Raw genomic sequence first — 25,289 nt, 5'->3', positions numbered from 1 at the left:
GCGATGATGACTGTTCCCGGTATCGGTCCCCTAACTGTCCTGTCCTTCGTCGTTACCATCGACGACCCCACTCTTCAAACATTCCGCCGACGTGGGCGCCTATCTAGGCCTGACACCAAGACGTTATCAATCTGGTGAGATGGATCGCACTGGCCGCATCTCCAAGTGCAGCAACCACCAGATGCGAACTCATTTGTTCGAGGCCGCGAACGTCCTGCTGACCGTTGTCAGGCGAAGTTGTGCGCTCAAGCGCTGGGGCCGCAAGCTGGCCAAACGCATCGGCGCCAAAAAGCGGAAGGTTTCCGTCGCTCGCAAAATGGCTGTCATCCTCCATGCCATCTGGACCTAGTACCTGGAATCAGAGATTGAGACGGTGGGGACAAATGATAACCGACTCTGGTTGCTCGCAGATTTTCATAGCACCTGACTCACAAACCTCTGATGTTGGGTACCGAATTCCAAGCAGAGATGTGAAATGGACCCCGATTTTGGGACCACGTGCTTAGTTGGAAGGGGCTGCTCCGTTTGATAGACGGAGCGCATGATGACGACGAAGACGAGACGCAAGATCGACGCGGCACTGAAGGCAAAGATCGCGCTGGAAGCCGTGCGGGAGCAGGCGACGGTGGCCGATCTGGCCCAGCGCTACGAGGTTCACCCGAACCAGATCTATGCCTGGAAGAAGCAACTGCTGGACCAGGCGGCCCGGGCCTTTGACGCGGGTGTCGGGCGGGGAGAGCGAGGACGCTCGCGAACGCGAGATCGAGAAGCTGCACGCCAAGATTGGACAACTGATAGTCGAGCGCGATTTTTTAGTGCGGAGGTCCGGAAGATGAGCACGCCGGACCGTCGAGGAATGCTCGATCGCGCCGACATAGCGCTGTCGATCCGCCGGCAATGCATGTTGCTTGGTATCGCGCGCTCTGGGGTCTACCGGCCGCCACGGCCGGCCAACGACAACGACCTTGCCCTGATGCGGCGCCTCGACGAGCTGTTTACCGCCTGGCCGTTCCTGGGCTCGCGGCGAATGACCGCGATGCTGAAGGCTGAGGGGCTTCAGGTCAATCGCAAGCGCGTGCGGCGGTTGATGCGCAAGATGGGCATCGCGGTGTTGGGGCCAAGGCCGAACACGACGATGCCGGCGCCGGGCCACAAGATCTATCCCTATCTGCTGCGCAACATGACGATCGACCGGCCAAACCAGGTGTGGGCGGCCGACATCACGTATCTGCCCATCGGCCGCGGCTTTCTTTATCTCGTCGCCATCATCGACTGGGCGAGCCGTGCGGTTCTGGCGTGGCGGTTGTCGAACACGATGGACGTCTCGTTCTGCGTGGCGGCTCTGGACGAGGCGCTGGCGAAGTACGGCGCGCCGGGGATTTTCAACACCGACCAGGGCAGCCAATTCACCAGCGCGGTCTTCACCGACGCGCTGGCGGCCGCAAAGATCAAGATCTCCATGGATGGTCGCGGTCGTTGGATGGACAACGTCTTCATCGAGCGGCTGTGGCGGTCGCTCAAGCATAAGGACATCTATCTCAAGGGCTATGCTGACGGCCGCGAGGCCAAAGCAGGGATCGCCAGCTGGATCGCCTGCGGATTCCGACGAAGCCGGCCATGCATTGAACGAACCCGCTCCGCGGGAGGGCGTGGCGAGGCCGTTTAACTGAGAGGCATTTGTTTGAGAGGATTGGACCGCAAGTCCGTTCCTCGACTGTTGGAGGTCGGTAGAGCCGGGTCTCCAGCGCCTCGTCCGTCAGGCCTGGCCAGGTGAGGCCAGCGCGCCGTGCCCGCCGGATGCACTCCCCGGCGGCCGTCGCGCTCACCCCCAGGCTGGCGGCGATCTTGCGTTTGGACATGCCGGCGGCGGACAGCCGCAGCACGTCGCGGATTTTGCGCATGGGTAATCTCGGTCCTGGCATTTGCCCCCGCTCCTCGTGGAAAGGAGCGAAGGCCATGCTGATTCGCAGATCACCCAACGGTGCCCGTCACACCCATCCACAGGCTGGTCGCGATCCCCCGGAATCTTTAGGGTTGAGCTGGGTCGCGCTTGAGGATGCGCGACACAGGCACGAGCGCGACGCAGCTCAAGCCGGGTTGAACGAAGCCGCGGGCCGGGAGCTCAAGCGGTTATGGGGATTGAGGACGCCGCAGCCGTGCTGCGATCCGCGATCAGTTGGGATTGGTAAATGGACAGATTGGCGTGCAGCCCGGCCGTCGCGGCGGGCTCGGTGTGCAATAACAGCGGAATCGTGCTTGCAACGGCGATTGGAGCATGGCTGGGCGAGCACCGACCCGCTGTCGGCCACAGACGGCGGTAGCAGTGACATCGGCGAGAACTATCGTGCGCGATTGGGCTCATGAGGTGTCCGGCGTCCGATTACCCCGACGAGGTCCGGGAAGGATCTCGATAACGACCATACGGCTTCCGCAACAGGGGCATGGTGGTCGTTTGGATGTGTCTGCGACGGCGCAGGCAGGCTGCTGCTCGGGCGCCTCATCGGCAATCGAAGGCGGCGTTGCCGCAAGTAAGCGACGGATCAGCATGAGCTTGGCACGGCGATGACCGTTAGCAAGAAATCCATAGTGGCGGATGCGCTGGAAACCATCGGGCAGGACGTGCAACAAGAACCGGCGTATGAACTCGTCGGCTGTGATCGTCATCGACTTCATCCGCGCTCCGTCGCGATAGTCGCGCCAAGAGAATGTGGCGCCGTCATTATCGACTGCGAGAAGCCGGTGATTGGAGATGGCAACGCGGTGCGTGTAGCGAGCCAAGTAGGCGAGAACCTGCTCGGGGCCGGCGAAAGGTCGCTTGGCGTAGACCAGCCAGTCGACGCGGCGCAGCGACGTAAGGACTGCATCGAACGCTGAATGATCGCTGAGGTGCTTCAGGTTGCCGAAGAAACGCAGCTTATCGGCACGATAAGCAGCCCTCAGCTTCTCCAGGAACAGCCGGCGATAGAGACGCGACAGCACGCGCACCGGCAGAAAGAAGCCCGGTCGACAGGCGATCCAGCGATCGCCGTGCGCCGACAGCCCGCCGCCCGGCACGATGCAGTGGACGTGCGGGTGATGGGTCAGCGTCTGGCCCCAGGTGTGCAGCACCATGATCGCACCGATCTCAGCGCCGAGGTGCCGCTCGTCGGCCGCGATCGTCTTCAAAGTCGCAGCCGCTGTCTCGAACAGCATCGCGTAGACGGTCGCCTTGTTGTGATAGGCGATCGCCGCCACCGGCGCCGGCAGCGTGAACACCACATGGAAGTACTCGACCGGCAACAGGTCGGCAGCGCGGGCGCTGAGCCACTCGCGGGCTGCCGTACTCTGGCACTTCGGGCAATGACGGTCGCGGCAACTATTGTAGGAGATCCGCTGGTGCCGGCAGTCGACACAGCACTCGACGTGACCACCGAGCGCGGCAGTCCGGCACGCTTCGATGGCCCCCATCACGCGCAGCTGGGATCGGCTCAGGTGCCCGGCGTGGGCGACGCGGAACGCGTCGCCGTGCTGGCGGAAGATGTCCACCACCACGAACGCCGGACGTGCGCCGGGCACCTACTCGGGCCGAGATCTCAATCGCGCGTCGAGATCGTCGAGCGGGCTTCTGGCCCGTGCGATCAGATTGGTTGCGACTTGCGTGTAGCGCTCCGTCGACGACAGTCGCGCATGCCCAAGAAGGACTTGGATGAGCCGGATATCAGTACCGCGCTCGTAAAGGTGAGTAGCAAAGCTGTGCCGCAGAACATGTGCCGTCACCCGCTTATCGAGGCCGGCATGTTGCCGAGCTTTGCGGCAAGCCTCCTGCAGCGTGGCGACGCTCACCGGATCGTCCGGATTGCGCCCCGGAAACAGCCAATGGCGCGGTTTGGCTAGACACCAGTAGGATCGCAGGATGCTGAGCAGTCGCGGTGACAGCATCAGGTAACGATCCTTGCCGCCCTTGCCGGCGGTGATCAGGATCAGCATGCGCTTGCTGTCGATCGCGCTGGGCTTCAGGCGGCTGACCTCGCCGACCCGTAGCCCGGCAGCGTAGGCCGTCACCAGCGCGACGCGGTCGCGCAGGGCCGGTACAGCCTCCAGGAAACGGACGACTTCCTCGGCGCTCAGCACCAGCGGTTGCTTGATCGGCTCGCGGGCCGAAATAATGTTCTCAATCGCCTCCTTGCGCCCGAGCGTCACCGCATAGAAAAAGCGCAACGCGCACGTCGCTTGGTTGATGTGGGTCCACGACCGCTTCAACCCGATCAGGTGCAGTTGGTACGCGCGCACCTGCTCAAGGCCGAGCTTGTCAGGTGATCGGCCGAAATGTCGGCTAAAGTTCGCAACCGCATAGGCGTAGGATTGATGCGTCGACGGTGATAAGTTGCGCAGCGTCATATCCTCGATCATGCGGCGGCGCAGCGGGCTCGAACTCATCGTGGCCATGAGGCACTCCTGTATTAAGAGGAACGGACTTGCGGTCCAATCCTCTCAAACAAATGCCTCTCAGTTAAACGGCCTCGCCACGCCCTCCCGCGGAGCGGGTTCGTTGTGTGCCGGGCATGCTCAATAGCTCGGAAGTGAAAGTCTTCCACCCAACCTGATGGAGGTGAAGGGTTAGTGAAACGCAAGGGCTGCCGTCGCGAGGCGGGGTCTGAAGGAAGCGTGGATCAAAGGTGCGAGCGGATGAACAAAAACCGGATATGAAGTGCAAGCGTCGGACGAGCGGGCGACACATCGCGAAGTCCAGATCCATCAAGGATGCGAAGCGTAGATCCGGCGGTTGTGCACCGAAGGCGATTGAGCTTACCCCGGGAGATCTGCCCGGTGTCGCCCTCGGGCCACTGAGACGACCGCGAGGCCGTCTGACCGCCGGGCAGAAGTCAGCTGAGGGCGTATTAGGTCGGGCTGTCGGCAAAGCTATTGAGGCACTCCAAGGCCGAAAGGTGGAGAAAACAGATAGGCGGAGCCGGAAACGATGGCTGAAGGCCCGAACGATTGAGAGAGCAAGTAGGACTGGTATCTCGTGAATAGAAAGCGGCAGAACAACCAGCAAGTGCTGGCCTTGGAACCGAAGGACCGGGGTGAAGCCCCGGCGGGAGACCGAACCATTCATGGCGAAATCAGCTACCGAAAACTCGGCTTTCACAGAACGACTGATGGAGGAGGTGTGCGACCGAGAGAACCTCGAAAGAGCATGGAAGCGTGTTAAAAGGAACAAGGGAAGCCCCGGCGTTGATGGGATGACCATCGACGACGCGAAGGCGTTCCTGCGTCAGCACTGGCCAAACATTCGGTCTCAGCTGCTCGACGAGAACTATCGGCCGCAGCCGGTTAAGCGGGGTCGAAATCCCGAAGCCGGATGGCGGGGTCAGGAAACTCGGCGTCCCCTGTGTCGTCGACCGCCTGATTCAACAAGCCGTGCTGCAAGTTCTCCAAGAGCGATGGGATCCGACATTTTCGGAGCACAGTTTCGGATTTCGGCCGGGGCGGTCCGCCCACCAGGCTGTAGCCCAGGCACAGCGTTACGTCGCCGATGGCTACAACGTAGTGGTTGATCTCGATTTGGAAAGATTTTTCGACCGAGTTAACCACGACATCCTGATGTCGCGCGTCGCCGCACGGATACCCGATAAACGCGTGCTCAAGCTTATCCGGGCATTCCTGAATGCCGGGGTATTGGAAGATGGTTTGGTCCGACCGGTGGACGAAGGGACCCCGCAAGGCGGTCCGCTCTCGCCCTTCCTCAGCAATATCGTGCTCGACGATCTCGACAAGGAATTGGCTCGACGTGGTCACCGGTTCTGCCGTTACGCGGATGACTGCAACATCTATGTTCGCAGCCATCACGCCGGCGAAAGGGTGAGGGCCTCGATAAGCCGGTTCCTGACCGACAAGCTCCGCTTGAAAGTCAACGAGGCCAAAAGCGCGGTGGCGCGACCCGAGGAACGTAAGTTTCTCGGAGTCAGCATTGCGAATGACGGGAGCGAGCGACGCATTGCGCCGAAAGCCCTCGACAAGTTCAAAGACCGAATCCGGGAAATCACATGCCGGACGCGAGGGATCAGTTTGCAGCAGATGATCGCAGACCTCACGCCATACCATCATCGGATGGCGCGGGTACTTCGGCTTCTGTCAGCCCCCGCGCGTGCTAACGAACTTGGAAGCCTGGATCCGCCGGAGACTGCGGTTGTATCTCTGGCGGAAATGGCGGAACGGGCATAACCGATTCACGGAGCTTCGCCGCCTCGGCATCGCGAAGTTCGCCGCATCGGTCGCTGCCGGTTCACCGACGGGACTCTGGCGCATGTCCGGACACCCGGCGGTTCAACACGCCCTACGAAATCATGCGTTCGACTCTCTTGGTCTCCCCCGAATCTTCATGCCTGTGCCGGCTTAACCCGATCGAACCGCCGTGGTACGGACCCGTATGCCCGGTGGTGTGGGAGTTGCGCCTTGCAAGCGCGTTGAAGTCTGCCGTCTGAGATGACGGCCGCGGCAAAGCCTAGCGAGCAGCCGCGAACCGAGTCTTGCGTGGCGTCCGGTAACGGCCGCTGCGAAGCGTAGACAGGGAGGTTGTAGGCCGGAATGAAGTGAACGGGAAAATAGCCCCGAAATCGAACGTGATCGGAGTAGCCGACCCTGTCTCTCAAAGGGGAAGGCGGAACCGCTGGCCGCGACAACGCGAGCGGTCAGAGGTGCTCCCGGGGTTCGTACCGCCAGCATGCAATCAAAGGAAGCAGCGCGAACAAGGGAGATCCATCCGGTTCAAGCGCAAGCTTGTAAGACCTGCCAAGCCGCTGAGGTGAGAAGGGTCTGACGACCGGGTGGAAGTCAGACTGACCGATAGTACTCTGAGGACGGGAGAGCCGGCCACATGGGGAAGCGGTCAGCGGTAGTTGAATTGTTCTTGGGCGACATGGGCTCCATTCAACGGGAGTTACGGCCTTCTATTCTAAGAGAAGATCAGCTGACCATGGAAACGAAACTTGAACAAATGGCAGTGAAAGCTCGGCGCGAGCCAAATCTTCGCTTCACTTCGCTGGCCCATCACATCACGCGCGACCGAGTGCTGGAGAATCTATCAGAGATTCCGAAGCGCTCCGCCGCCGGGGTGGACGGACAGACGGTGGAGGCGGCGAGGGAGAGCTTCGACGGATGGATCGAGCCGATGCTCCAATCCATCCACCGCCAGGGATATCGGGCGCCGAACATTCGGCGTGTCTATATCCCCAAGCCCGGTAAGACGGAGAAGCGCCCCCTCGGGGTTCCAACTGTCGCCGACCGGGCGCTCCAGCGCAGCACGGCTGAGGTGTTGTCTGCCATCTACGAGCAGGACTTTTTGCCCTGCTCGTTCGGCGGCAGGCCAAAGCTCAGCGCCCATCATGCGTTGGCGACCCTCAATGAGGTCATCGCCGGCGGCATGATCAGCTGGGTGTTGGAGGCGGATTTGAAGAACTTCTTTGGAGAGTCTCGATCATGATCGGGTCCTCCAGTTTGTCGAACATCGAGTCGGTGATCCACGCATGATCAGCTTGATCCGGCGCTGGTTGAAAGCGGGCGTCTTGGAAGACGGAGCGGTGCACGCGAGCGAACAAGGAACGCCACAAGGCGGATCGATCAGTGTACTTTTGAGCAACCTCTACCTTCATTACGGTGCGTCAGGCCAAGCCTGATGCTTGCAGCGGGTGAAATTCCCGCCCCGGCAAGGGGGAGAGCCACCCCACGGGGAATCGAGCTTGGGCTTATGGAGGTAACGACATGAGCTAAGCGTAGGCAGAGCGACGCGCGGGCCGTAACGCAAGTGAAGCGGTTCAGCCTCGTAAAGATAAGAATCCGCAGGCCGACAGCGTCGTAGTGGCGGGAAGGCAAAAGTAGGCCACCGTCAAGGGCGAGGTGGCTGGAGACTGCGGCGGGGTCAGAGCGCACGGCACGTTCGGAGAAGGGAAGTATCAAGGAACCTGAGAGATCCACTGTGGTCTCGGTGCGCAGCGGAAGCGCGCCGAGTATGCCGGACGATATGGATCATTCCTGAGAAGGGCAGACGCTGCAGTGGAAGTCGGATTCGCTGGTAGTACTCGGAGCGCGGGAAAGCCGCGTAAAGGGGGAAGCGGCGAAGCAGATGAAGACTGACCGCAGGGAAACATTACCCGCACGCACAGAGGCAGGATTCTGATGTCAACGAAACTGGGTCAGATAGCGAAGAAAGCCAAACTGGACCGAGAGGTGCGATTCACCTCGTTGGGCCACTTGCTGACACCGGCGTTCCTCAAGGAAACTTGGCGAATGATGAACCGGGACGCAGCAAGTGGCGTCGACGGGCAAAGCACCAAACAGTTTGCGAGCGAGATGGAGAAGCGGGTCGAGGAGATCTGTGCACAGCTAAGAGAAGGCACGTACCGCGCGCCGCCAGTTCGGCGGGTCGAGATACCTAAAGGACCGGGCAAGGTCGGAACGCGACCATTGGGGATTCCCACTGTCGCCGACCGGCTGCTGCAGCGGGCGGTCGCGCGCATTCTCGAGGCTGTGTTCGAAGCCGATTTCCTTGATTGCAGTTACGGCTTTCGACCAGGGCGAAACCCTCATCATGCCTTGCAGGCTCTGCGCCGGCATATCGTGACAAAGAAGGTCAGCCATGTGCTCGAGGCCAATATCCGCAGCTACTTCACCCGCATTGATCATCAGTGGTTACGCCGGATGGTGGCTCACCGGATTGCGGACCCGATCATCCTTCAGCTGATATCAAAATGGCTGAAGGCCGGGGCACTGCAGGACGGGATCTTCCTTCCAGCCAGGGAAGGGACCCCGCAAGGGGGACCGATATCGCCTGTGCTCAGTAATGTGTACTTGCACTTTACGCTCGATCTTTGGTTTGCGAAGAAATTCAAACCACTATGTCGAGGCGAGGCATATCTGGTGCGTTTTGCTGATGACTGTGCGCCACGACGGCGCGAAGAGGAGGCTATCATGTAGAGTAAGAGCCGACTCGATGCAGCCTTGCTGCACAAGAGATGAGGGTGGGCCCCTCGGACCCGGATTGCAGGATCAGGGTTCAAACCACCGCAAGCTGCTCCGGCACAATGGCTGGGGTGGTGAGCGTTGCGGAAAAGGCGGAGTAAATCCGTCAGGTGTCTGCTGGTAAGACGAACGCGAGTGAACCGTTGATGACGTGTCGAAAGCATAGGGATGTCGTCGAAACCAGGCTCCAGTTGTTGGCCTGGGATGAAGCTCGGAGGATGCCTGCCTACTATCCGAGTGGCGACCGGCATGAAGACGGCGTGAGACCAGCGCGAGGCTCTTGTGTGGAACGTGGGAACCTGTGCCTTGATGCCAAGGGAGACCTCCAAGTGGCTAGAACCATGAGGAGCCGAGTACCGATGCGAGGCCCAGGGACGGACGGGTCAGTACGAGCGATGAAGCCTGGTAATGCGGGCAGAGCAAAGGGACCCGACTCTCCAGCGGAGGGTGACGGCCAACCAGCAATGGGAGGAGCCGATGCCTGAAGCAAAGCCTTATGGCATTCCGAAGCAACTCGTGTGGGAAGCCTATCAACGGGTAAAGGCGAACCGGGGTGCTGCAGGCGTGGATCGTGTGTCGCTGGCGGTGTTCGAGAAGGACCTGAAGGGCAACCTTTACAAGATCTGGAATCGAATGTCGTCCGGCTCGTACTTTCCTCCGCCTGTGCGGCTTGTCGAGATAGAGAAGGACGGAGGTGGCACGAGGCCGCTCGGCATTCCGACGATCGCCGACCGCGTGGCGCAGACAGTCGCAAAGATGGTGCTGGAGCCGAAGGTGGAACCAATCTTCCACCCCGACTCTTATGGCTACCGTCCCGGCCGATCTGCGTTGGATGCGGTTAGTGTAGCGCGGAAACGATGCTGGGCATTCGACTGGGTTATAGATCTGGACATCAAACCCTTTTTTGATTCCATCCCGCATGACCTGATCGAAAAGGCTGTTGCGTACCACACTGATCTTGCCTGGATCTGTCTGTACGTTGGCCGGTGGCTGCGTGCCCCGATCGAACGTCCGGATGGTATCCTCCTTGAACGGACGAAAGGCACCCCGCAAGGTGGTGTTGCAAGCCCGCTCTTGGCGAATCTCTTTCTGCAGTATGCGTTCGATGCGTGGATGCAGCGGACCTTTCCGAACAATCCGTTCGAGAGATACGCTGACGATGTCATCGTCCACTGCAGGAGTGAGGAAGAGGCACGGTCGGTGCTGGAAGCCATCCGAGTGCGACTTGCGGGTTGCGGGCTTGAGCTTCATTCAACGAAGACCAAGATCGTCTACTGCAAGGACGATGATCGACGGGGAACGTACGAGAACATCAAGTTCGACTTCCTCGGCTATTCCTTCCAGCCTCGACGAGCGAAGAACCGGTGGGGAAAGCACTTCGTCAGCTTCCTGCCGGCGATCAGCACCAAGGCCGCCAAGAAGATCCGCCATACCATCCGCGATTGGCGGATGGCATCCACCAGGAACAACCAGCGCCTGGAGGATTTGGCGAGATTCACCAACCCGGTGGTGCGGGGCTGGCTGAATTACTACGGGCGGTTCTATCGCTCGAAGTGCATTCAGGTGCTTCGCCATCTTAATGAGGCCCTCGGACGTTGGGCGCGATGGAAGTACAAGCGGTTCAAGCGCCGAGAACGCGCGTCGATGCACTGGCTGGGGCGCATCGCGCGGCGGGACCCCAAGTTGTTTGTCCTGTGGGAACAAGGCGTGCGGCCGGAGGCTGGAGGGTAGGAGCCGGATGAGACGAGAGCCTCCTGTCCGGATCTGTGAGGGCGGAAGGGTGAAAGTCCCTTCCGCTACTCGACTCGTGGGGTGCTTCCAGTTCCAAGGTGATGCGCAGAACTTCCAGCGCCAGTTGCGGGAGCGGTTCGCGCAGTTCAATCTGGAGCTGGCCGAGGACAAGACTCGGCTGCTGCTCTTTGGACGCTTTGCTGCCACCATGCGGGGCAAGCACGGACGGAGGCCGGAGACATTTGAATTTCTCGGCTTCAAGCATGTCTGTGGGGTGGATCGGAGCGGGCGGTTCGCCCTAATCCGTATCCCCAGCACGAAGAGCTGCAGAAAGTTCCTCGCTCGCACCCGCGAGTGGCTGCTCGAGCATCGGCACTGGAAGAGACGCGAACAGCAACAACACCTAACGGTGATGCTGCGCGGCTTCTACCAGTACTTCGCTCTGCACCACTGCGACCGTAAGCTGAGCTGGATCCGCCTTGAAACCCAGCGACAGTGGAAGCAAGCCCTACAACGCCGTGGCCAACGCCGTCGGCTGAGCTGGGCACAATTGGGCGACCGCCCGTGGTTCGAGCTTCCGTTTGCTCGAAACTTGCATCCGACGGTGTGATGAGGCGCTCTTCGCAAATGTCATCTGGGGAGCCCGGTGCGGGAAATCTGCACGCCGGGTTCTGCTTGGGGAGGCGAGTTCAAGAAGCCATGCCGGCTCGGTGAGGGCACTGACGTGAAAACGTCAGCAACAGTGAGGCTCCGCAAAGGCTACCGCTTCAAGGCTCGTCTCTACCATCCTTCTCGACCTCTGGTTCGAACGCGTGGTGAAGGGTCGGTTGCGGGGCGAAGCCCGGCTGGTGCGCTATATCGACGACTTTGTGATCTGCTTCCAATATCGATCGGACGCCATCCGCGTACAGGACGCCTTGCGTCTTCGGTTGGGGAAGTTCGGCCTCACTCTAGAGCCGACCAAGACCAAGTTGGTCGAGTTTGGTCGGTTCGCGCAAAGGCACGCGGGCAAACGCGGCAGAAACCGCCCGGAAACAATCTACTTTCTGGGACTGACGCTCTATTGCACGCGAAACCAAAAAGGCAACTTCAAGGTTGGGATGCGCACCGAGAAATCTCGGCTAAAGCGCAGCCTTATGTCTCTGCAGGAGCTGATGCGGCGAATACGGCATTACAAGATCAGTGACCAGGCCGGTGAAATCAACGTCGTCCTGCGCGGCCACTATGCCTATTACGGCGTCGCCGGAAATCTCCGGAGCCTCGTAAAAGTTTATCGGGCCGTGGAGCGTTACTGGCGCGGAATGCTGCGCAGCCGCAGCTGGGCGGGCCGACGCCTCACTTGGGACGCCTTCAACCAAATCAAAGAACGGATACCGTTGCTGAAGCCTAAGCTGCGCCTCCCTTATCGGGAGCTGCAGGAGCTTGCAGTGCTGTGAAGCAACTGTCGAAGAGCGTCGGTGCGGGAAATCCGCACGCCACGTTCTGTGGGAACGTGCAGCGAAGCTAGCTGACATTCCAGCGGGTGGAAGTCCCGCCGACATAGGAGTCCAATCGATGTCGTAGTTATATCCAGCGACGGTAAGGGTGACCGCTCCGTCGAAAGCCTGGACGTAAAAGCCTCCTGTGGCTGGACACGTATTCCAGTCAGATCCGTCCAGGGAGGCGAGCAACCTGGCAGGCCGTAACAGTTGCGAACCAGTGTAGCCCCGAAATGAACGCCCACGTGAAACGGATTGTGGAGGTATCGGGAGTGTCGAGCCCGTGTTCCCTTGGCGAAGACCATGTCGGCATCGTGAACTTGGACGATACGATGTCTGAACTCCCCGGGGTCGGAGAGGGCGGCATGTCAGGAAGGAATGTGCAGCGAAAGCTCGGAGCCACTCGCGGGTCGCCTCGGCGCTCCCGTACAGCGAAGACATCGCGTATAAGCCGCCGTGCGGTGAAATCGCGATGTGCCCACGAGTGGGGCGGATGGGGTCGATTAAGTGATGACGGCTCGAGACAACATAACTCGGGCAAGAGCGAGGACCCCTGGGGCAGTGGTAATCCCACTTCATGGCGGTGCACGATCGAGTCAACGACCCGACACTGTGCGGGATAATCGTTGGACCACGAGGTGTACGAAGGGTGGATGCAAACCGGCCGAGGCGGCGTGTATGTCGGGAGCAGACTTAAGCGTGCGCAACATCCGGGAAGGCGCTACCTGAAATGCCAGCCTTCCAGCCGTATCGGGGAAAACCCGCCGTACGGAATGATAGGGGGGATCGAGGAAACGTCGGCATCATGCGAAGCCCGGTCCGCGCCTCGGTCCTACCCGACCGGGGGCGGGCGACCGCCTCCGGTGACCCGGTGGGTGACGTCGCGAGACGTCCCCCTATCCCGATCAATGCATGGCCGGAATAAATCGGAAGCCGCAGATCGCCTTCTACAACGATCGCCGCCTTCATCAGGCGCATGGCTATCGCACGCCGATGGCGGTCTGGCGCGAACGGATGCTGGCCGCGAAGGCTGTGGACATGGTGGACAACGCTGACGCGTTGACCACATGCCCACAGCAACTGCAGCAGACAGAATCTCTGGCAGCGTGATAGAAAGGGATCAAGAGCGGTCAGTTTCCAACTAACAAACCGGTTCACCCCATGAACCAGTTTTAAACCAGCCCGGTTGAACAAGCGTCCTTGCCGGGACGAAGGTGTGGGCAATCTCGAAGTCCTGCGGGCTCCACGCACCGCGCTCTTCACATCGAGATGCCACACCTCTTGAACGCCATCATGCGGCGCTCCTGCATCGAGATGACTGCGGAAGAACCATGAACCCGGCAGCGGATCATTTTTGTCTATCGGGTTGACACTGTCCCCGCGATTAAAGAACGGATCACTATTTTGTCCGAGTGCAACGAGTGGGAGAAGTACGTCTATGGTCTATATCCTAGCATCGTCGAGAAGTAACCTCTTTCCACAAAGGAACCAGACGGCGAATACGACAGCAGCAAGCGACGAACACGCGTCGTAAATTCGTCACGACGTTCTCCGAGACTGCCTGGTGCACCCAAGGACGTTGCGTGGACATAGCCAAGAAGGTCATCGATGTTCCAGTGGTGCTCGTAATCGTGACGAAGCTCTGTGATTTCGCTGAAATCGGAATCACGAAGGACTTCTCGGTGGGAGGTCGTCTGTACAGGCCGTGCCGGCCAGCTTCCTCCCCAGAACTCAATAAGATCGCTCATCATTGCATTACGCCATTCTCCAGGTTCCGAGCCATCCACTTTGGGGAAGGTGATCGCGACGCAACCACCCAGCTTAAGTATTTTGCCTAACTTTGCCAACACCGTCTTTCGATCCATCCAGTGGAAGGAGCCCGCAATTGTTGCGATGTCAAATGACGATATTGGTTCGTTTATGTCTTCAGATCTCGATACTAGAAAATCTATATTCTTGACTCCTGCTGCTCCAGCCATTCGCTCCCCTTCTTGGACCATTTCGTCGCTTGCATCGACAAACAGTACGTCTGCGACCGAACGCGCCAAGGGAATAGCGATCTGTCCCGTGCCGGCGCCAAGATCGAGTGCACGACTGCTGGTGGTTAGCCCGCAGACCCTGACCAAGGATCTGAATAAGTCTTCCGGATAGGCTTTCCAGTGCCGAGCATAGTAGGGCGCCGCACCACGAAACGCTTCACTCGCTACGATCATCCTTGTCTCCTTAGATCTGGTCCTGGTCTATTCACTGACTGCTCAAGGGGGCGACCCGCTAAAGCCACCGAGGACGCGATGGCGAAGAAGCCGGTCGCCAAGCAATACTTGCGATGTCCGTGCCGGAGATCAATTACTAAAGCTGATAGTTGACGGGCACAAAGCTCTGTTGCATGCCGCTATATGGAGTGCTGCGATAGGCGACCGTCCCACAGTCAGGAGATGTTCGAAGTTTGTTGGCAGAATCGGCAAGGAGCGCGTTCGCGGTGCAGAAATGAGACATGGCACCCTATTGTTATCCAATTTGCTGACAAATCACTTACATCGGCGGGACCAATGGTATGCACCCCGCCCTCGTTGCGGGCTGGAATATCTCGAACGTCAACTGCAATGATGGAGGAGTGTCGCGCAGGTCGTTCGAATAGATCTGGATCTGGCGAAATATGTCTTTGCCGTTCACGGCCTCGATCGTTGCAATCGGTCGGGGTCCATAACGTCTACACATGAGACTCTCGATGAAACCGTTCTGCATCGGCTTTCCCGGGCGCGATGAAGCGCCAATCGATAACGGTGTCCGGGACGCGAAGTGCGGACAGGCCGATACACACGATGAGCCGAGAGCTCGAGTTAGTAGCTGGTCGCCTCTGCGACTCGCCCGGCTGCGCCGAGAGCGCGAATCCGTAGTTATCGTGTCGTCCAACGTCCAGCCAACCAGTCGAGCTGTGCCGTGGATCCACAATACCCTTCGATGCGTAGCCGATACCATAACCCCTACCTTTGGGGCGCGTTGTTCACCCAACAGGCAACATCCGTCGAGAGTTCTTCTCCACGAGGCCCGCGGGCCGGCGATGGCTTCGCCAACTCCGACCTCGCCAACGTAGTCGCGCAAAATAGTTCGATGCAAAATGATTATTCGCTGTCCAATCGAGGCTTCACCATCAAAGTGTGAGGTACAGTAATCAAGTGGTGGTGTATGGTCCTCGGAGGTTGCGGATGACTGAGTCATCGCGGCTCACCGTTTACTCGCGCACAATGTAAGCTTTGAATGGTCGCGTCGCCGATCTAGCTGGACGTCGGCGTATCGCGCCGACGTCCATAACAGAATCGTAGAATCTCAGCGGTTGACCAGCAAGTCGCGCGGCATGCTGCTTAGCGACCTTGCACCGTTCTCCATCACGCGTACGGTCTCGCTAAAGACATAGCCGTCGTCCTTCTCCCAGATGCCGATGATTATGTGGAAGGTCATGTTGGGTTGGATCACGGTCTCGTCGTCGTCCTGCAGGCTCGCTCCACCGTCGTTCCAATCGATCCCGAGGGAGTAACCGCTTCGGGATTCTTTGCGCACGCCACGAGGGTTGAATGTGCGCTTGAACGCTCGTTCGACATCGCCGCATGTCAATCCGGGCCGCATGGTTTCAAACGCCGCCAGGAAGCCATCGAGCACCGCCTGGTGCACATGCCGCGAGCGAGCCGGCGGCTCACCTAAGAAAACTACCCGGGACAACGCGCAGCAATAGCGGTGGCGGAAGGCGCCGATCTCGAAATTGGTCTGGCAACCCATTGCATAACGCCCGTCCGACCACTTGATATGCGGTGCAGTCGCGGGTGAGCCAACCGGCATGGTCGGAAAAAGAATGCGGGAAGGGCCGCCCGGAAATTCCGGTGTGCCCGCGATTAGCGCATGCGTTATGGCCGCGGCTACATCGCACTCTCGTGCGCCGACAGCGATCCCTAGCTGGCCCACCTGCATGGCCCGATCTACGATCGTTCCGGCCTGCTCCATGTAGGCGAGCTCAGCAGGGGACTTCAGCAGCTTCAGCTTCGAAATCATGCCATCAGCATCAATACTCTTCGAAAGGTCCAAACTGTTTCCCAAGGCGGCTTGGCTCTTCACCCCATACATCCTTGCCGTCATTTCGATCCCGATGCGGCTCGACTTGGTGCGCTCGCGGATCAGATCTCCAATCGGCTTCCACGGCGTCCGCTGGCTCGAACCTATATATTTCTCGGGATAGCTGAGGAGGCGGGAATGCGGCAGGTAGGACGAGGCCGTTGCGCATCTGACATCCATCTCACGCAGAATCAACCACGGATCCTCCTCGTCTTGACAAACAATAGCGAGCTGCGGAACGTAGTCCGAGAATCCGTCGTAGCCAGTAAGGTAATACATGTTCGACTCGTTCAGCACGAGCAGCGTGTCCATCCCGCGCTCGGCCATTAGCTGGCGCAGCCGAGCGGTACGCTCGCGGTATTCCGTTTGATCAAATGCGGGCATGAGTACTTTCTCCTGATGTTGGTTGGATGACGTTTCTTGGATGAGATTCCTTGCACGGCGCTGACACGTGGCACTGTACCGGCCGCAAAGTGTCCTTAGCTAACCGCGTCGTTGCGGAGTATCTGACTGAGCCTGTCGCAGTCCGCGTGTTCTAGTGCATGTAACAACAACCTCAGGCGATGCACGCCATCGTCATCCGGCAGAGGTCCGTGATGTCATAGACGGGCAGCTTCGCGATACGACGGATCGCCGGCGCGACAATCGGAAACGCCGCGCACTCGAACAAGATGGTCGCGATCTCAGGATACGCGGCACGGAGACGCGCTACGCAGGCGGCGACATCCGTCTCGATCGCGGCGACGTCGACCGGTGGCGCCGGACGCCTCAGCTCGTCATGCCAGAACTTGCCGCCTTCGATGCCGCCAATCACGATTCTCGCCCGCTCACCTAGATCATCAAGCCCAAGCAGATCTTCGCCGCAATGCGTCGAGTCGTAGGTCAGAACGGCGATTTTGGCGGGCGGCGGCAGCTGGCGGAGTAACACCGGTAACAGGAGCAGGCTCGACAGCACCACCGGCACATTCACCGACGCGGCCACCGCCGGCTGATGTCGAACAGAGAAGCCGCAGGTCGAGCTTATTGCGACGGCGCCTCGCTCGACCAGACGGCGGGCGGCTGCGATATAGGCGGGCTCGAGCGCCGGATCCCCGCGGACGACATTCTCCACCCAGGCCCCCGCTACGGTTTCCGAGATAATCGGGAGGTTGAACGTAGCCGAATTCAGCATCGAGCCGGGAAGCGGCGTCGGCGGCTTAGCGCCGGGTGGAACCCCGCGTTCGAGGGCCAGAATTCCGATAGAGCGTGGGATTTGCGAAGTCATCGACGAAGCATAGCCCTCGCTTTAAAGCCGAATTCCCCAAATGTAGGCCGTGATCTGGCGGAAATTCTGCGCCTGATTGGCGAGAATGCGAACCCGATCGAGCCTGTATCCTTACAGCGCGCCTCATCACAACTCTCGCTAGACAAACGGCCGCGGGCCAAGTGGGGATCTGAACTTCGAGTCGGTCGTGCATAGGCGCTTTGATCGTTGGAGCAGTCTTGCCCATGCGATCGAAGGTGCCGTTCAGGCCGCCCACTCATTAGAACACGCACCAGCATATGGCGGCCGCCCAGGGCGGGACCAACGGCTCCACGAGGCCGAACGGGTTTGTTGTCCTGCGGGCTGCTCGTTTCTTTCCCGCTGCTCCCCAGCCGCCTCCACATTCCCGCAGTCGGTGTGACGTGACCTCACATGGGTCGGACTCACCTCCTGACCGAACAACATGGCCTCGATCTCCGTGCAGAAACCAAGCCGCACGTAACTCACCGGCCTCACGCCGCCGAATTCGCCGATGGGCCACGCGACGATACGATGATAGCCCATCGAGGGTCATGTTGAGCCGTCCGCGTCCATTTTTTTCCATTCCAATTTGCCAAGAATATGCACCCGACCGCCCTGAACGCGGCATGGCGACATCGGGCCGAACTTGAACGTTCCCTTACAAAGCTTGCGGGCTGCCGCCGTGGTTCAAACGAACTAGACCACTGGCTATTTTGCGGGGGCAGCTACCAAATCAGATAGCGTAAGGGGCATCGGTCCAGCGCCAGTTCACCCCGTTGACCAAAGTTCTGCTTCGCTGCTCGCAATCGGTGTGCGGTCGGATTCTCGATCGTGGAGAGCCGCGCTTACTTTCTTTCTATCGCCGGATGGCGCGGACAGACGAGAGTCGAGGCTTGCCCGTCGTCTCGGTCAGCTATTGCGTCAGATACATGGCGGGGCGCTGGGTTGATCGGCGCGATTCCGTCGGCCGATCGGCCAAGCGAGAGCGCTTCTAACCGCGTCCCAGCCTCCAAGACTGGTAGACAGCTCAAATCCGCAGCGCATCCCAGCGCTAACCGCTCGCAATTCCCCGAGCTCGGAAATCGCCTTTCGAAACACTAAAGGCTTTAGTTTCCGAGATCGACGACGCGGCTGGATGGAAGATACTTGCGAAACTCTGAATCAGAGAACACTACCAGCTTTGGTGGGTTCATTCTTTCCGTTCTCAGGTAAGTAAGTGGAGCTATTTGGCGAAGGGAATACCATGGCCGACATGACCACCAAATATGAGATCGTCGAGCAGATCCTCACCATCAGCTTGCATCGACCCGAGAAGCTCAACGCCTTACCCCCAACCGGGGAGCGCGAATTGATCGACGCCTTCGACCGCACTGATAAGGACGACCTGCGCCAACACGACGAAGGCCGCGCCTCTTTCCTCGAGCGCGGACACGTTCGATCGCGACAAGCGGCGCGGGCCTATGAAGCGCCTTCCAAGCGATCCGCGGACCGGGACTCCGCGTCTGTGCCGTTCTCGGTGCCTCCACCTTCCGGCAATCGCATCCGTGTATCGGTGCTTGGTAAGCAGCGCCGCGTTGGAGTGTCTACAGGTGGGCATCGCGTGCCAGATGTCCCGGAGCAATAGCGTGCCGCGGAAAATAGAGTCCTCGATGGGAGTGTTATCGCACCTAAAGGTCGTTGAGATCGGCAGCTCAACCGCAACCAGCTATTGCGCCCGGTTGTTTGCCGATTTCGGCGCCGACGTGCAGAAGGTCGAGGCACCAGCAGGCGACCCACTTCGCCGCAGCGCGCCACTCACGCCCGGTGGCCACAGCGCGTGGTTCGCGTTCTTGAACTTCAACAAATCAAGTATCATCATAGATAGCGCGGATCCTGACGCGATCATACGCCTGACGGCACTGATCGAGGATTGCGACATTCTGGTCGATGGCCGCGATGTCGGCCCTGCGGATTGCCCGTCCATTGACATCGCCGCGATCCGGCAACAGCGCTCCGGGTTGATCTACCTCGACGTGAGCTGGTTTGGCCGCGAAGGACCCTATGCAGGATTCGCTGCAACCGATTCGACCGTCCGCGCGCTCGCCGGCCTCATCAAGCTGGTGGGGCCGGTCGAGGGGCCGCCGTTATACGCAGCGGATTTCCAGGCGGGTATCTTGGCCGGGCTGTGGGGCTTCATCGCCGCAGCTTCTTCGGCGTTTGCGCGAATGCAGGGCGGGGCAGGGCGGTCGTGGTCGCTCAGCATTTTCGAATCGTGTCTCGCTCTCAGCGAATATCTCATGTTCGAGGCGTTTGCGCGCGGCGACGTGATGCGCCGGATTGGCATTAACCGCTTCTGGCCGACCTTTCCCGCCGGCATTTACGAAAGCAGAAAAGGTTGGCTCGGCGTTACGGCGCTCACGCCAGCACAATGGCGAGCATTCTGCGATATGCTTGGCCTCTCCGAATTGCGTGATGATCGGTCTCTGGTCCTCAACGAAGATCGTCTGCTACATATGGAAGAGATCGAACGACAGCTTATACCGAGGCTGAAGACGCGGACAGCGCAGGAGTGGTTTGCGGAGGGACTGAAACGCAAGATCCCGATCGTGCCGGTACCCGAAATGTCCGATCTGCTCCAGGATACGGAGAAGAAAGAGCGCGGCGCAATCGTGCCCGTCTTGCTTGGCGAAGAAGAGGGCCTGACGGTCGGCTCGGCGCAGCGGCTGACATTGACACCGCCGCGCCGGGGCGGAAAGGTTCCGGCTCCCGGCGAGCAGCGCTGTTTTTCGAATACCCAAATACACCTGACCGGTACCGTGCCAGGGCCGTCCGCCCGCATCGATGCCGACCGGCTACCGTTGCAGGGAATTCGCGTCATCGATTTTTCGATGGGGTGGGCAGGTCCGCTGTGTACGCGAACACTGGCCGATCTCGGTGCGGACGTCATCAAGATTGAGGCCATCCAGTATCCGGACTGGTGGCGCGGCGTTGACCGGCGCCCTGGTTACGTGGACGGTCAGATGTACGAAATGACGCCGGGCTTCTGCATCATGAACCGCAACAAGCGCGGTATTACACTCGACCTGAAGCAGCCGCAAGGCGTCGCTCTTGCCAAGCGGTTGTTGGCGGGAGCCGATATTGTTGTCAACAATTATTCGGTCGATGTGCTGCCAAAGCTCGGGCTTGGCTACGAGGTGCTCAGAAGGCTCAATCCTCGGCTCGTCGTGATGTCGATGTCAGCCTTTGGCGCGAATAGCGACCATCGCGATTGCCGGGCCTACGGCTCGACTCTTGAGCAAGGCTCGGGCTTGCCGAGCGTGATCGGAAGCGCCGACGGGCCACCCGTGATGAGCCACATCGCGTTCGGCGATGCCGTCGGCGGGTTGAACGGCTGCGCTGCAGTTCTGGTTGCGCTGATTAGCGCTCGCAACACTGGGCAAGGACAGTTCATCGATCTTGCGCAGATCGAATGCATGATGCCGTTTGCCGCGCCATGGATTACCGTCCACTCGATCGACGGTATGCGGCCGAAAAGACACGGCAATCGACATCCGCAGTTCGTGCCGCACGGCTGCTTCCGGTGTGACGGTGAGGACGACTGGATCATAGTAGCGGCGACCGACGAGGACATGTGGCAGAGGCTTGCCATACTTATTGGCCGGCCAGATTGGGCCACGGACCCCTCTCTGAAATCTACGGAAGCGCGCCGTGGCATCGAGAATGTGATCGAGAGACGCATCGAAGCCTGGACGCTCATTCGCGATGCGGATCTGGCCATGTCCGAGTTGCAGGCTGCAGGGGTTGCGGCCGGCGTGGCCCGCCTGCCAATTGACCTGCTCAAGGATCGGCATCTCGGCTCGCGTGCTTTTCTACAGCAAGTCGAACGCGCTTTCATAGGCTTGCATCCGCAGCCCTCGATGCCGATTCGTGAAGGCGCACGGCCCTATGCGATCCGCTCAGCGGCACCCACGCTCGGACAACATAACAGAGAGATCCTATCAGGGCTTCTCGGTCTCTCCGATGCCGAGATCGAACAATTGGCGAGCGAGCACATCATCGGCACGACAATGCTCTCCGAGGGGGAACTCGCAAAAACACAGAAGGGGTCGTCGGACTGATAAATCGACGCTACGGCTCACATTGACCAGCCCTCGGGCAGATCGGCCGACCGCTGGTCATTAATGAGGGCGCAAGGCTCGGTCCAGACTTCGTGCCAAAGGCTAGGCACCACTACTGATTGACGCGCAAGACATCGCATCGAAGTGACCGGGCTCGATCAACCGCAGCTCACTGACGTGCATCGAGCTGTCAGTCACCGACTGCTGGCCGTAAGCCACGCTTCGATTGTGATCCCACTCCCATTCCCACTCCAACGAGAACGACGCTTTTTGAGCTCTTGAGATCGATTACAGGTTAACCTCCGTCAGTAGACGCCGTGCCCGGACGCCGTTGTGAATATTTTCACACGAACTACTTCCCACAAGGTCGGCCGTCACCACAGCAATCATCGGAACTATTAATGACCAGACATTGAGATGCGTCCGCTCTTATCTGCGCCCTGGCGCCGGCTACTATCACCACTTACTTGCGTGCGACCCGCTTCTCAAATCGTATCCGACTGGACCTGTACTGTCAGCGATCCGACCGTCTACGATCGGTCAGATGAAGGTCTAGGTGTAAGCAAAGCAACAGGGCCGTGCACTGGCCCTCCTTCCGCCTTCAGACCGGCCGGCAACAAATCTGTCTGTGAGACATCCGGGCTAGCTAGTCTTACTGCGTCATAAATTTCGATGACTATTTTATCTTGAGATTGCTCTGATACAACAAGGACATCGAGATAGTGTGGACGCGAGAGAGGGGCTCAATTTCCGCCGAACAGTCGAGATCGAATTTGGAACGTGGCGTTCAGGCCGCAATGGCGGGCCCCCTCGGGCGATAAGTTTCGGGAATTGTAACCTCTTTGAAAAGCCCGGCGGAACCTGTTGCTGAGGGGGAATCATCTCCCGCTCGGAGACTGGGAATTCGTAGGCTGCGATGCACAGCGCTGCATGATGGTGGAAGCCGCGCCAGCCTCGCCCCTCGAAGTGGCCAAGGCCGATCTCCTGTTTGAGTTCGTGGTAGTCGCGCTCAATGCGCCAGCGCAGCTTAGCCGTGTCAACCAGCTGACGGAATCCAATGTTCTCCGGAAGCGTCGAGAACCAATATTTGGTGGGTGCTTCCGCGCCCTCCGGCTACTCGATCAGCAACCATTCCTCCGGCCGGCTTTCGGCAAGCCGGTAATCTCGATGTGCCGGACGGATGTGAGCGTCATGCAGGGACCACGCGCTGAGGGCTGATCTGGTCAGCTAGACTAGAAAGATCTCGCGGAATGGTTTGTCGCGAGGTCACAATGTCCAAGGATAGTCGTAAGGATAGCGATAAGGGTAGGCATACGCCTATCCTTGAAAACGGCGCCGACACGCTGCAGCGTGTCGAGATCATCACCGGGACGGGCCGGCGTCGGCGCTGGTCGACCGATGCGAAGGCGGCGATTGTCGCGGAGAGTTTTTCGCCGGGTGCAAGCGTGTCCGCGGTGGCGCGGCGACACGACATCAGTCTAAGTCTGTTGTTTCTCTGGCGTCGCCAGGCCACGCGGGCGCAGGTCGTGGAGCGCGGGGACAGAGGCATGCCACCTGGCTTTGTGCCGGTCGCGATCACCGGCTGCGGGGGCCAATTGCCGAGTGAGGAGCAGGCGACGATCGAGATCGACGTCGGCGAGGTTCGCATCCGTGTCAGGGGGACAGTCGACCGGCGGGCACTGTGCGAGGTGCTGGCGGCAGTCGGGACGGTTGGTCGATGATCGGGCTTCGACCTGGGTTGTCGATCTGGATTGCGACGCAGCCGGTCGATTTCCGTCGTGGCATGGACTCGCTGGCGATGCTGGTGAGCGAGGCCTTTGGAGCCGATCCGTTCGACGGCGGACTTTATGTCTTCCGCTCCAAGCGCCGAGATCGCGTGAAGATCCTGACTTGGGATGGAAGCGGGCTTGTCCTTTACTACAAGAGAATCGAGGGGCAGTTCACCTGGCCGCCGATCAAGGAAGGCGTCAGGCCGCTGTCTCATGCTCAGCTCTCGGTGCTGCTCGATGGCTCGGACTGGAAGCGTGTGCCGATGCGAATTGTGGATCAGCCAGTACGAGCTGGTTGATCCTTATCAAGAGTCGTTCGTCACTCATGCGGAGTTGTTGTAGAATCACTTTGCATGAGTGATTTGCCTTCCGATCCAGCATTGCTTCGGCAAACCGTGATGGCGCTATCGTCACGGCTTGCGGCGTTGTCGGCGGAATGCAGCTCGCTTTCGGCCGAGCGTGATGCCGCGATCGCCCAACGCGACGCTGCGATCCAGGAGAACGACAAGCTCCTGATGATCCTGTCACAGTACAAGCGCACGATCTTCGGTCCCCGCTCCGAGACACTGGATCTCGGACAGCTGTCTCTCTTCACCATCACGGCACAGGCGGCTCGTGCCGCCGCCAACGACGACGTGACCGGAGGCAGGCTGCCTGACGGAGCGGAGGGCCGTGGAAAGCGACCGGCGCGACGCAACCGGGGGAAGCTTCCGGAGCATTTGCCGCGCATCGATGTCGTGATCGATATCGAGAGCCACATCTGCCCCTGCTGCAGCGAACAGCTGCACAAGATCGGGGAGATCGTCAAGGAAGCCTTCGACGTCATTCCGATGCAGTACCGGGTCAAGCGCATTGTGCGTCCACGGTACGGCTGCCGGGGATGCCGCCAGGGTGTGCTGCAGGCACCCGCGCCGGCCCAGGCGATCGACGGTGGAATGGTGACGGAAGCATTGCTGGCCCACATCGCGGTGATGAAATACGGCTATCAGCTGCCGCTGTATCGCCAGGAACAGATGTTTGCCGCCCAAGGCATCACGCTCGACCGGCAAACGCTGGCCTCGTGGATGGGCCGCCTCGCCTGGTGGCTGAAGCCGCTTCACGCGCTGTTGCGCCGCGCAGTGATGTCCTACCCGCGGCTGTTTGCCGACGAGACGCCGCTGCCAGTTCTCGATCCCGGCCGTGGCAGAACCAAAGTCTGCCAGTTCTGGGCGATCGCGACCGACGACCGCCCGTGGGGCGGTCCCGGCGCCGCCGGCAGTGGTCTACGTGTTCGCCGAGGATCGCAAGGCGATCCGCGCCAGGCAGCTGTTTGGAGATTACGACGGCATCCTGCAGGTCGATGGCTATGCTGCCTACAAGGGCCTGATCAAGAACGGCGGCCGTCTGATGCAACTTGCGTTCTGCTTCGCGCATGCGCGGCGGAAGTTCTGGGACGTTCACGTCGCGACGAAGTCGCCGATTGCCGCGGAAGCGCTGCAGCGGATCGCGATGTTCTACGCCATCGAGGATCGCATTCGCGGTTTGCCGGCGACGCAGCGAGCTACGGTGCGGCAATCCGACACTAAAGCAGTTTCCGCCGGAATTGAATCTGAGGGATTCCCAAGCGATCAGCGATGATGGAGACTCTGTGCATTGATTCTCCTTGCCGACGGAGGGGGCGGGCGGTGCCGAAGGCCTATTCTTGCGACCTGCGGGAACGCGTTATCGAGGCCGTGGTTGCGGGCGCGTCGCGGCGCGAGGCGGCTGAACGTTTTGAGGTGAGCGTAGCATCGGCGGTCAAGTGGCTGCAGCGCTGGCGGGACGATAACAGCGCCGCTGCGAAGCCGCGCGGCGGAAGCGTTTCGCCACT

General features: G+C 60.0%; 21 protein-coding genes and 2 pseudogenes. 17 read left to right on the top strand and 6 right to left on the bottom strand.

Annotation, left to right across the window (positions count from 1 at the left end):
- Positions 1-91 precede the first annotated feature (91 nt).
- Together ABIB78_RS37115 and ABIB78_RS37110 are read left to right on the top strand one after the other, a co-directional pair.
- On the top strand, positions 92-349 hold the full coding sequence (locus ABIB78_RS37115) for a transposase (protein ID WP_429034006.1): 258 nt from the start codon (positions 92-94) through the stop codon (positions 347-349).
- A 195-nt stretch (positions 350-544) separates the two neighbouring features.
- The gene (locus tag ABIB78_RS37110; protein ID WP_429034005.1) at positions 545-1,666 is read left to right on the top strand and encodes an IS3 family transposase; all 1,122 of its coding nucleotides are present in this window, start codon (positions 545-547) and stop codon (positions 1,664-1,666) included.
- Positions 1,667-2,358: 692 nt separating this feature from the next.
- On the opposite strand, the gene ABIB78_RS37105 is transcribed toward ABIB78_RS37110, so the two are convergent.
- Complete coding sequence (locus ABIB78_RS37105) at positions 2,359-3,555, bottom strand: IS91 family transposase (protein ID WP_429034003.1); 1,197 nt, start codon at positions 3,553-3,555, stop codon at positions 2,359-2,361.
- The gene (locus tag ABIB78_RS37100; protein ID WP_429034001.1) at positions 3,556-4,425 is read right to left on the bottom strand and encodes a tyrosine-type recombinase/integrase; all 870 of its coding nucleotides are present in this window, start codon (positions 4,423-4,425) and stop codon (positions 3,556-3,558) included.
- A gap of 873 nt (positions 4,426-5,298) precedes the next feature.
- Between ABIB78_RS37100 and ltrA (ABIB78_RS37095) the strand changes: the two genes are divergently transcribed.
- The 8 genes from ltrA (ABIB78_RS37095) to ABIB78_RS37060 all read left to right on the top strand — a co-directional run bounded on the left by ltrA (ABIB78_RS37095) (position 5,299) and on the right by ABIB78_RS37060 (position 13,316).
- Entirely contained in the window at positions 5,299-6,204 is a 906-nt protein-coding gene (ltrA, locus tag ABIB78_RS37095) for a group II intron reverse transcriptase/maturase (RefSeq protein WP_429034010.1), read from the top strand.
- Positions 6,128-6,379 carry a hypothetical protein gene (locus tag ABIB78_RS37090; RefSeq protein WP_429033999.1) on the top strand — a complete coding sequence of 84 codons (252 nt, stop codon included), beginning with the start codon at positions 6,128-6,130 and terminating at the stop codon, positions 6,377-6,379. The genes ltrA (ABIB78_RS37095) and ABIB78_RS37090 overlap by 77 nt, the downstream gene beginning before the upstream one ends.
- Positions 6,380-6,955: 576 nt before the next feature.
- Positions 6,956-7,462, top strand: a complete 507-nt coding sequence (locus ABIB78_RS37085) for a reverse transcriptase domain-containing protein (protein WP_429033998.1) — start codon at positions 6,956-6,958, stop codon at positions 7,460-7,462.
- 692 nt (positions 7,463-8,154) lie between these two features.
- Positions 8,155-8,952 (top strand): reverse transcriptase domain-containing protein, encoded by a 798-nt coding sequence (locus ABIB78_RS37080; protein ID WP_429033996.1) that lies wholly within the window; start codon positions 8,155-8,157, stop codon positions 8,950-8,952.
- Positions 8,953-9,474: 522 nt separating this feature from the next.
- Positions 9,475-10,728 (top strand): group II intron reverse transcriptase/maturase, encoded by a 1,254-nt coding sequence (gene ltrA / locus ABIB78_RS37075; protein ID WP_429033995.1) that lies wholly within the window; start codon positions 9,475-9,477, stop codon positions 10,726-10,728.
- 49 nt (positions 10,729-10,777) lie between these two features.
- Positions 10,778-11,338, top strand: coding sequence for a reverse transcriptase domain-containing protein (locus tag ABIB78_RS37070; RefSeq protein ID WP_429033994.1), 561 nt, complete (start codon positions 10,778-10,780; stop codon positions 11,336-11,338).
- A gap of 202 nt (positions 11,339-11,540) precedes the next feature.
- The gene (locus tag ABIB78_RS37065) at positions 11,541-12,164 is read left to right on the top strand and encodes a reverse transcriptase domain-containing protein (RefSeq protein ID WP_429033992.1); all 624 of its coding nucleotides are present in this window, start codon (positions 11,541-11,543) and stop codon (positions 12,162-12,164) included.
- A 954-nt stretch (positions 12,165-13,118) separates the two neighbouring features.
- Positions 13,119-13,316, top strand: a complete 198-nt coding sequence (locus ABIB78_RS37060) for a hypothetical protein (protein ID WP_429033990.1) — start codon at positions 13,119-13,121, stop codon at positions 13,314-13,316.
- A 326-nt stretch (positions 13,317-13,642) separates the two neighbouring features.
- On the opposite strand, the gene ABIB78_RS37055 is transcribed toward ABIB78_RS37060, so the two are convergent.
- From ABIB78_RS37055 to ABIB78_RS37045, 3 genes are all read right to left on the bottom strand, one after another.
- Positions 13,643-14,419, bottom strand: a complete 777-nt coding sequence (locus tag ABIB78_RS37055; RefSeq protein WP_429033989.1) for a class I SAM-dependent methyltransferase — start codon at positions 14,417-14,419, stop codon at positions 13,643-13,645.
- Positions 14,420-15,533: 1,114 nt separating this feature from the next.
- Positions 15,534-16,694 carry a M24 family metallopeptidase gene (locus tag ABIB78_RS37050; protein WP_429033987.1) on the bottom strand — a complete coding sequence of 387 codons (1,161 nt, stop codon included), beginning with the start codon at positions 16,692-16,694 and terminating at the stop codon, positions 15,534-15,536.
- A 172-nt stretch (positions 16,695-16,866) separates the two neighbouring features.
- Positions 16,867-17,574, bottom strand: a complete 708-nt coding sequence (locus ABIB78_RS37045) for a hypothetical protein (RefSeq protein ID WP_429033985.1) — start codon at positions 17,572-17,574, stop codon at positions 16,867-16,869.
- 1,243 nt (positions 17,575-18,817) lie between these two features.
- On the opposite strand from ABIB78_RS37045, the gene ABIB78_RS37040 reads away from it, so the two are divergent.
- Both ABIB78_RS37040 and ABIB78_RS37035 read left to right on the top strand, forming a co-directional pair.
- Complete coding sequence (locus tag ABIB78_RS37040; RefSeq protein WP_429033984.1) at positions 18,818-19,198, top strand: hypothetical protein; 381 nt, start codon at positions 18,818-18,820, stop codon at positions 19,196-19,198.
- Between the two features lie 25 nt (positions 19,199-19,223).
- Positions 19,224-21,671: a CaiB/BaiF CoA transferase family protein gene (locus ABIB78_RS37035; protein WP_429033982.1), complete on the top strand. Its 2,448-nt coding sequence runs from the start codon at positions 19,224-19,226 to the stop codon at positions 21,669-21,671.
- Between the two features lie 787 nt (positions 21,672-22,458).
- On the opposite strand, the pseudogene ABIB78_RS37030 reads toward ABIB78_RS37035, so the two are convergent.
- Positions 22,459-22,853, bottom strand: a pseudogene (locus tag ABIB78_RS37030) (transposase); the annotation flags it as partial.
- 89 nt (positions 22,854-22,942) lie between these two features.
- Here ABIB78_RS37030 and tnpA point away from each other — a divergent pair.
- From tnpA to ABIB78_RS37005, 5 genes and pseudogenes are all read left to right on the top strand, one after another.
- Positions 22,943-23,392 carry an IS66-like element accessory protein TnpA gene (gene tnpA, locus ABIB78_RS37025; protein WP_429033980.1) on the top strand — a complete coding sequence of 150 codons (450 nt, stop codon included), beginning with the start codon at positions 22,943-22,945 and terminating at the stop codon, positions 23,390-23,392.
- A complete protein-coding gene (tnpB, locus tag ABIB78_RS37020; protein ID WP_429033978.1) occupies positions 23,389-23,739 on the top strand; it encodes an IS66 family insertion sequence element accessory protein TnpB in 351 nt (116 codons plus the stop codon). Before tnpA ends, tnpB begins: the two co-directional genes overlap by 4 nt.
- Positions 23,740-23,793: 54 nt before the next feature.
- Positions 23,794-24,612 (top strand): annotated as a pseudogene (locus tag ABIB78_RS37015) (IS66 family transposase); the annotation flags it as partial.
- 7 nt (positions 24,613-24,619) lie between these two features.
- On the top strand, positions 24,620-25,057 hold the full coding sequence (locus ABIB78_RS37010; RefSeq protein WP_429034008.1) for an IS66 family transposase: 438 nt from the start codon (positions 24,620-24,622) through the stop codon (positions 25,055-25,057).
- Between the two features lie 47 nt (positions 25,058-25,104).
- A partial coding sequence (locus ABIB78_RS37005; RefSeq protein ID WP_429033977.1) for a helix-turn-helix domain-containing protein occupies positions 25,105-25,289 on the top strand: 185 nt, incomplete at its 3' end.

The sequence above is a fragment of the Bradyrhizobium sp. I1.14.4 genome (genome assembly GCF_050435825.1).
Lineage (GTDB): Bacteria > Pseudomonadota > Alphaproteobacteria > Rhizobiales > Xanthobacteraceae > Bradyrhizobium.
The sequence above is the reverse complement of the archived record's forward strand: the minus strand, read 5'-3'. Positions and strand labels throughout refer to the sequence as shown.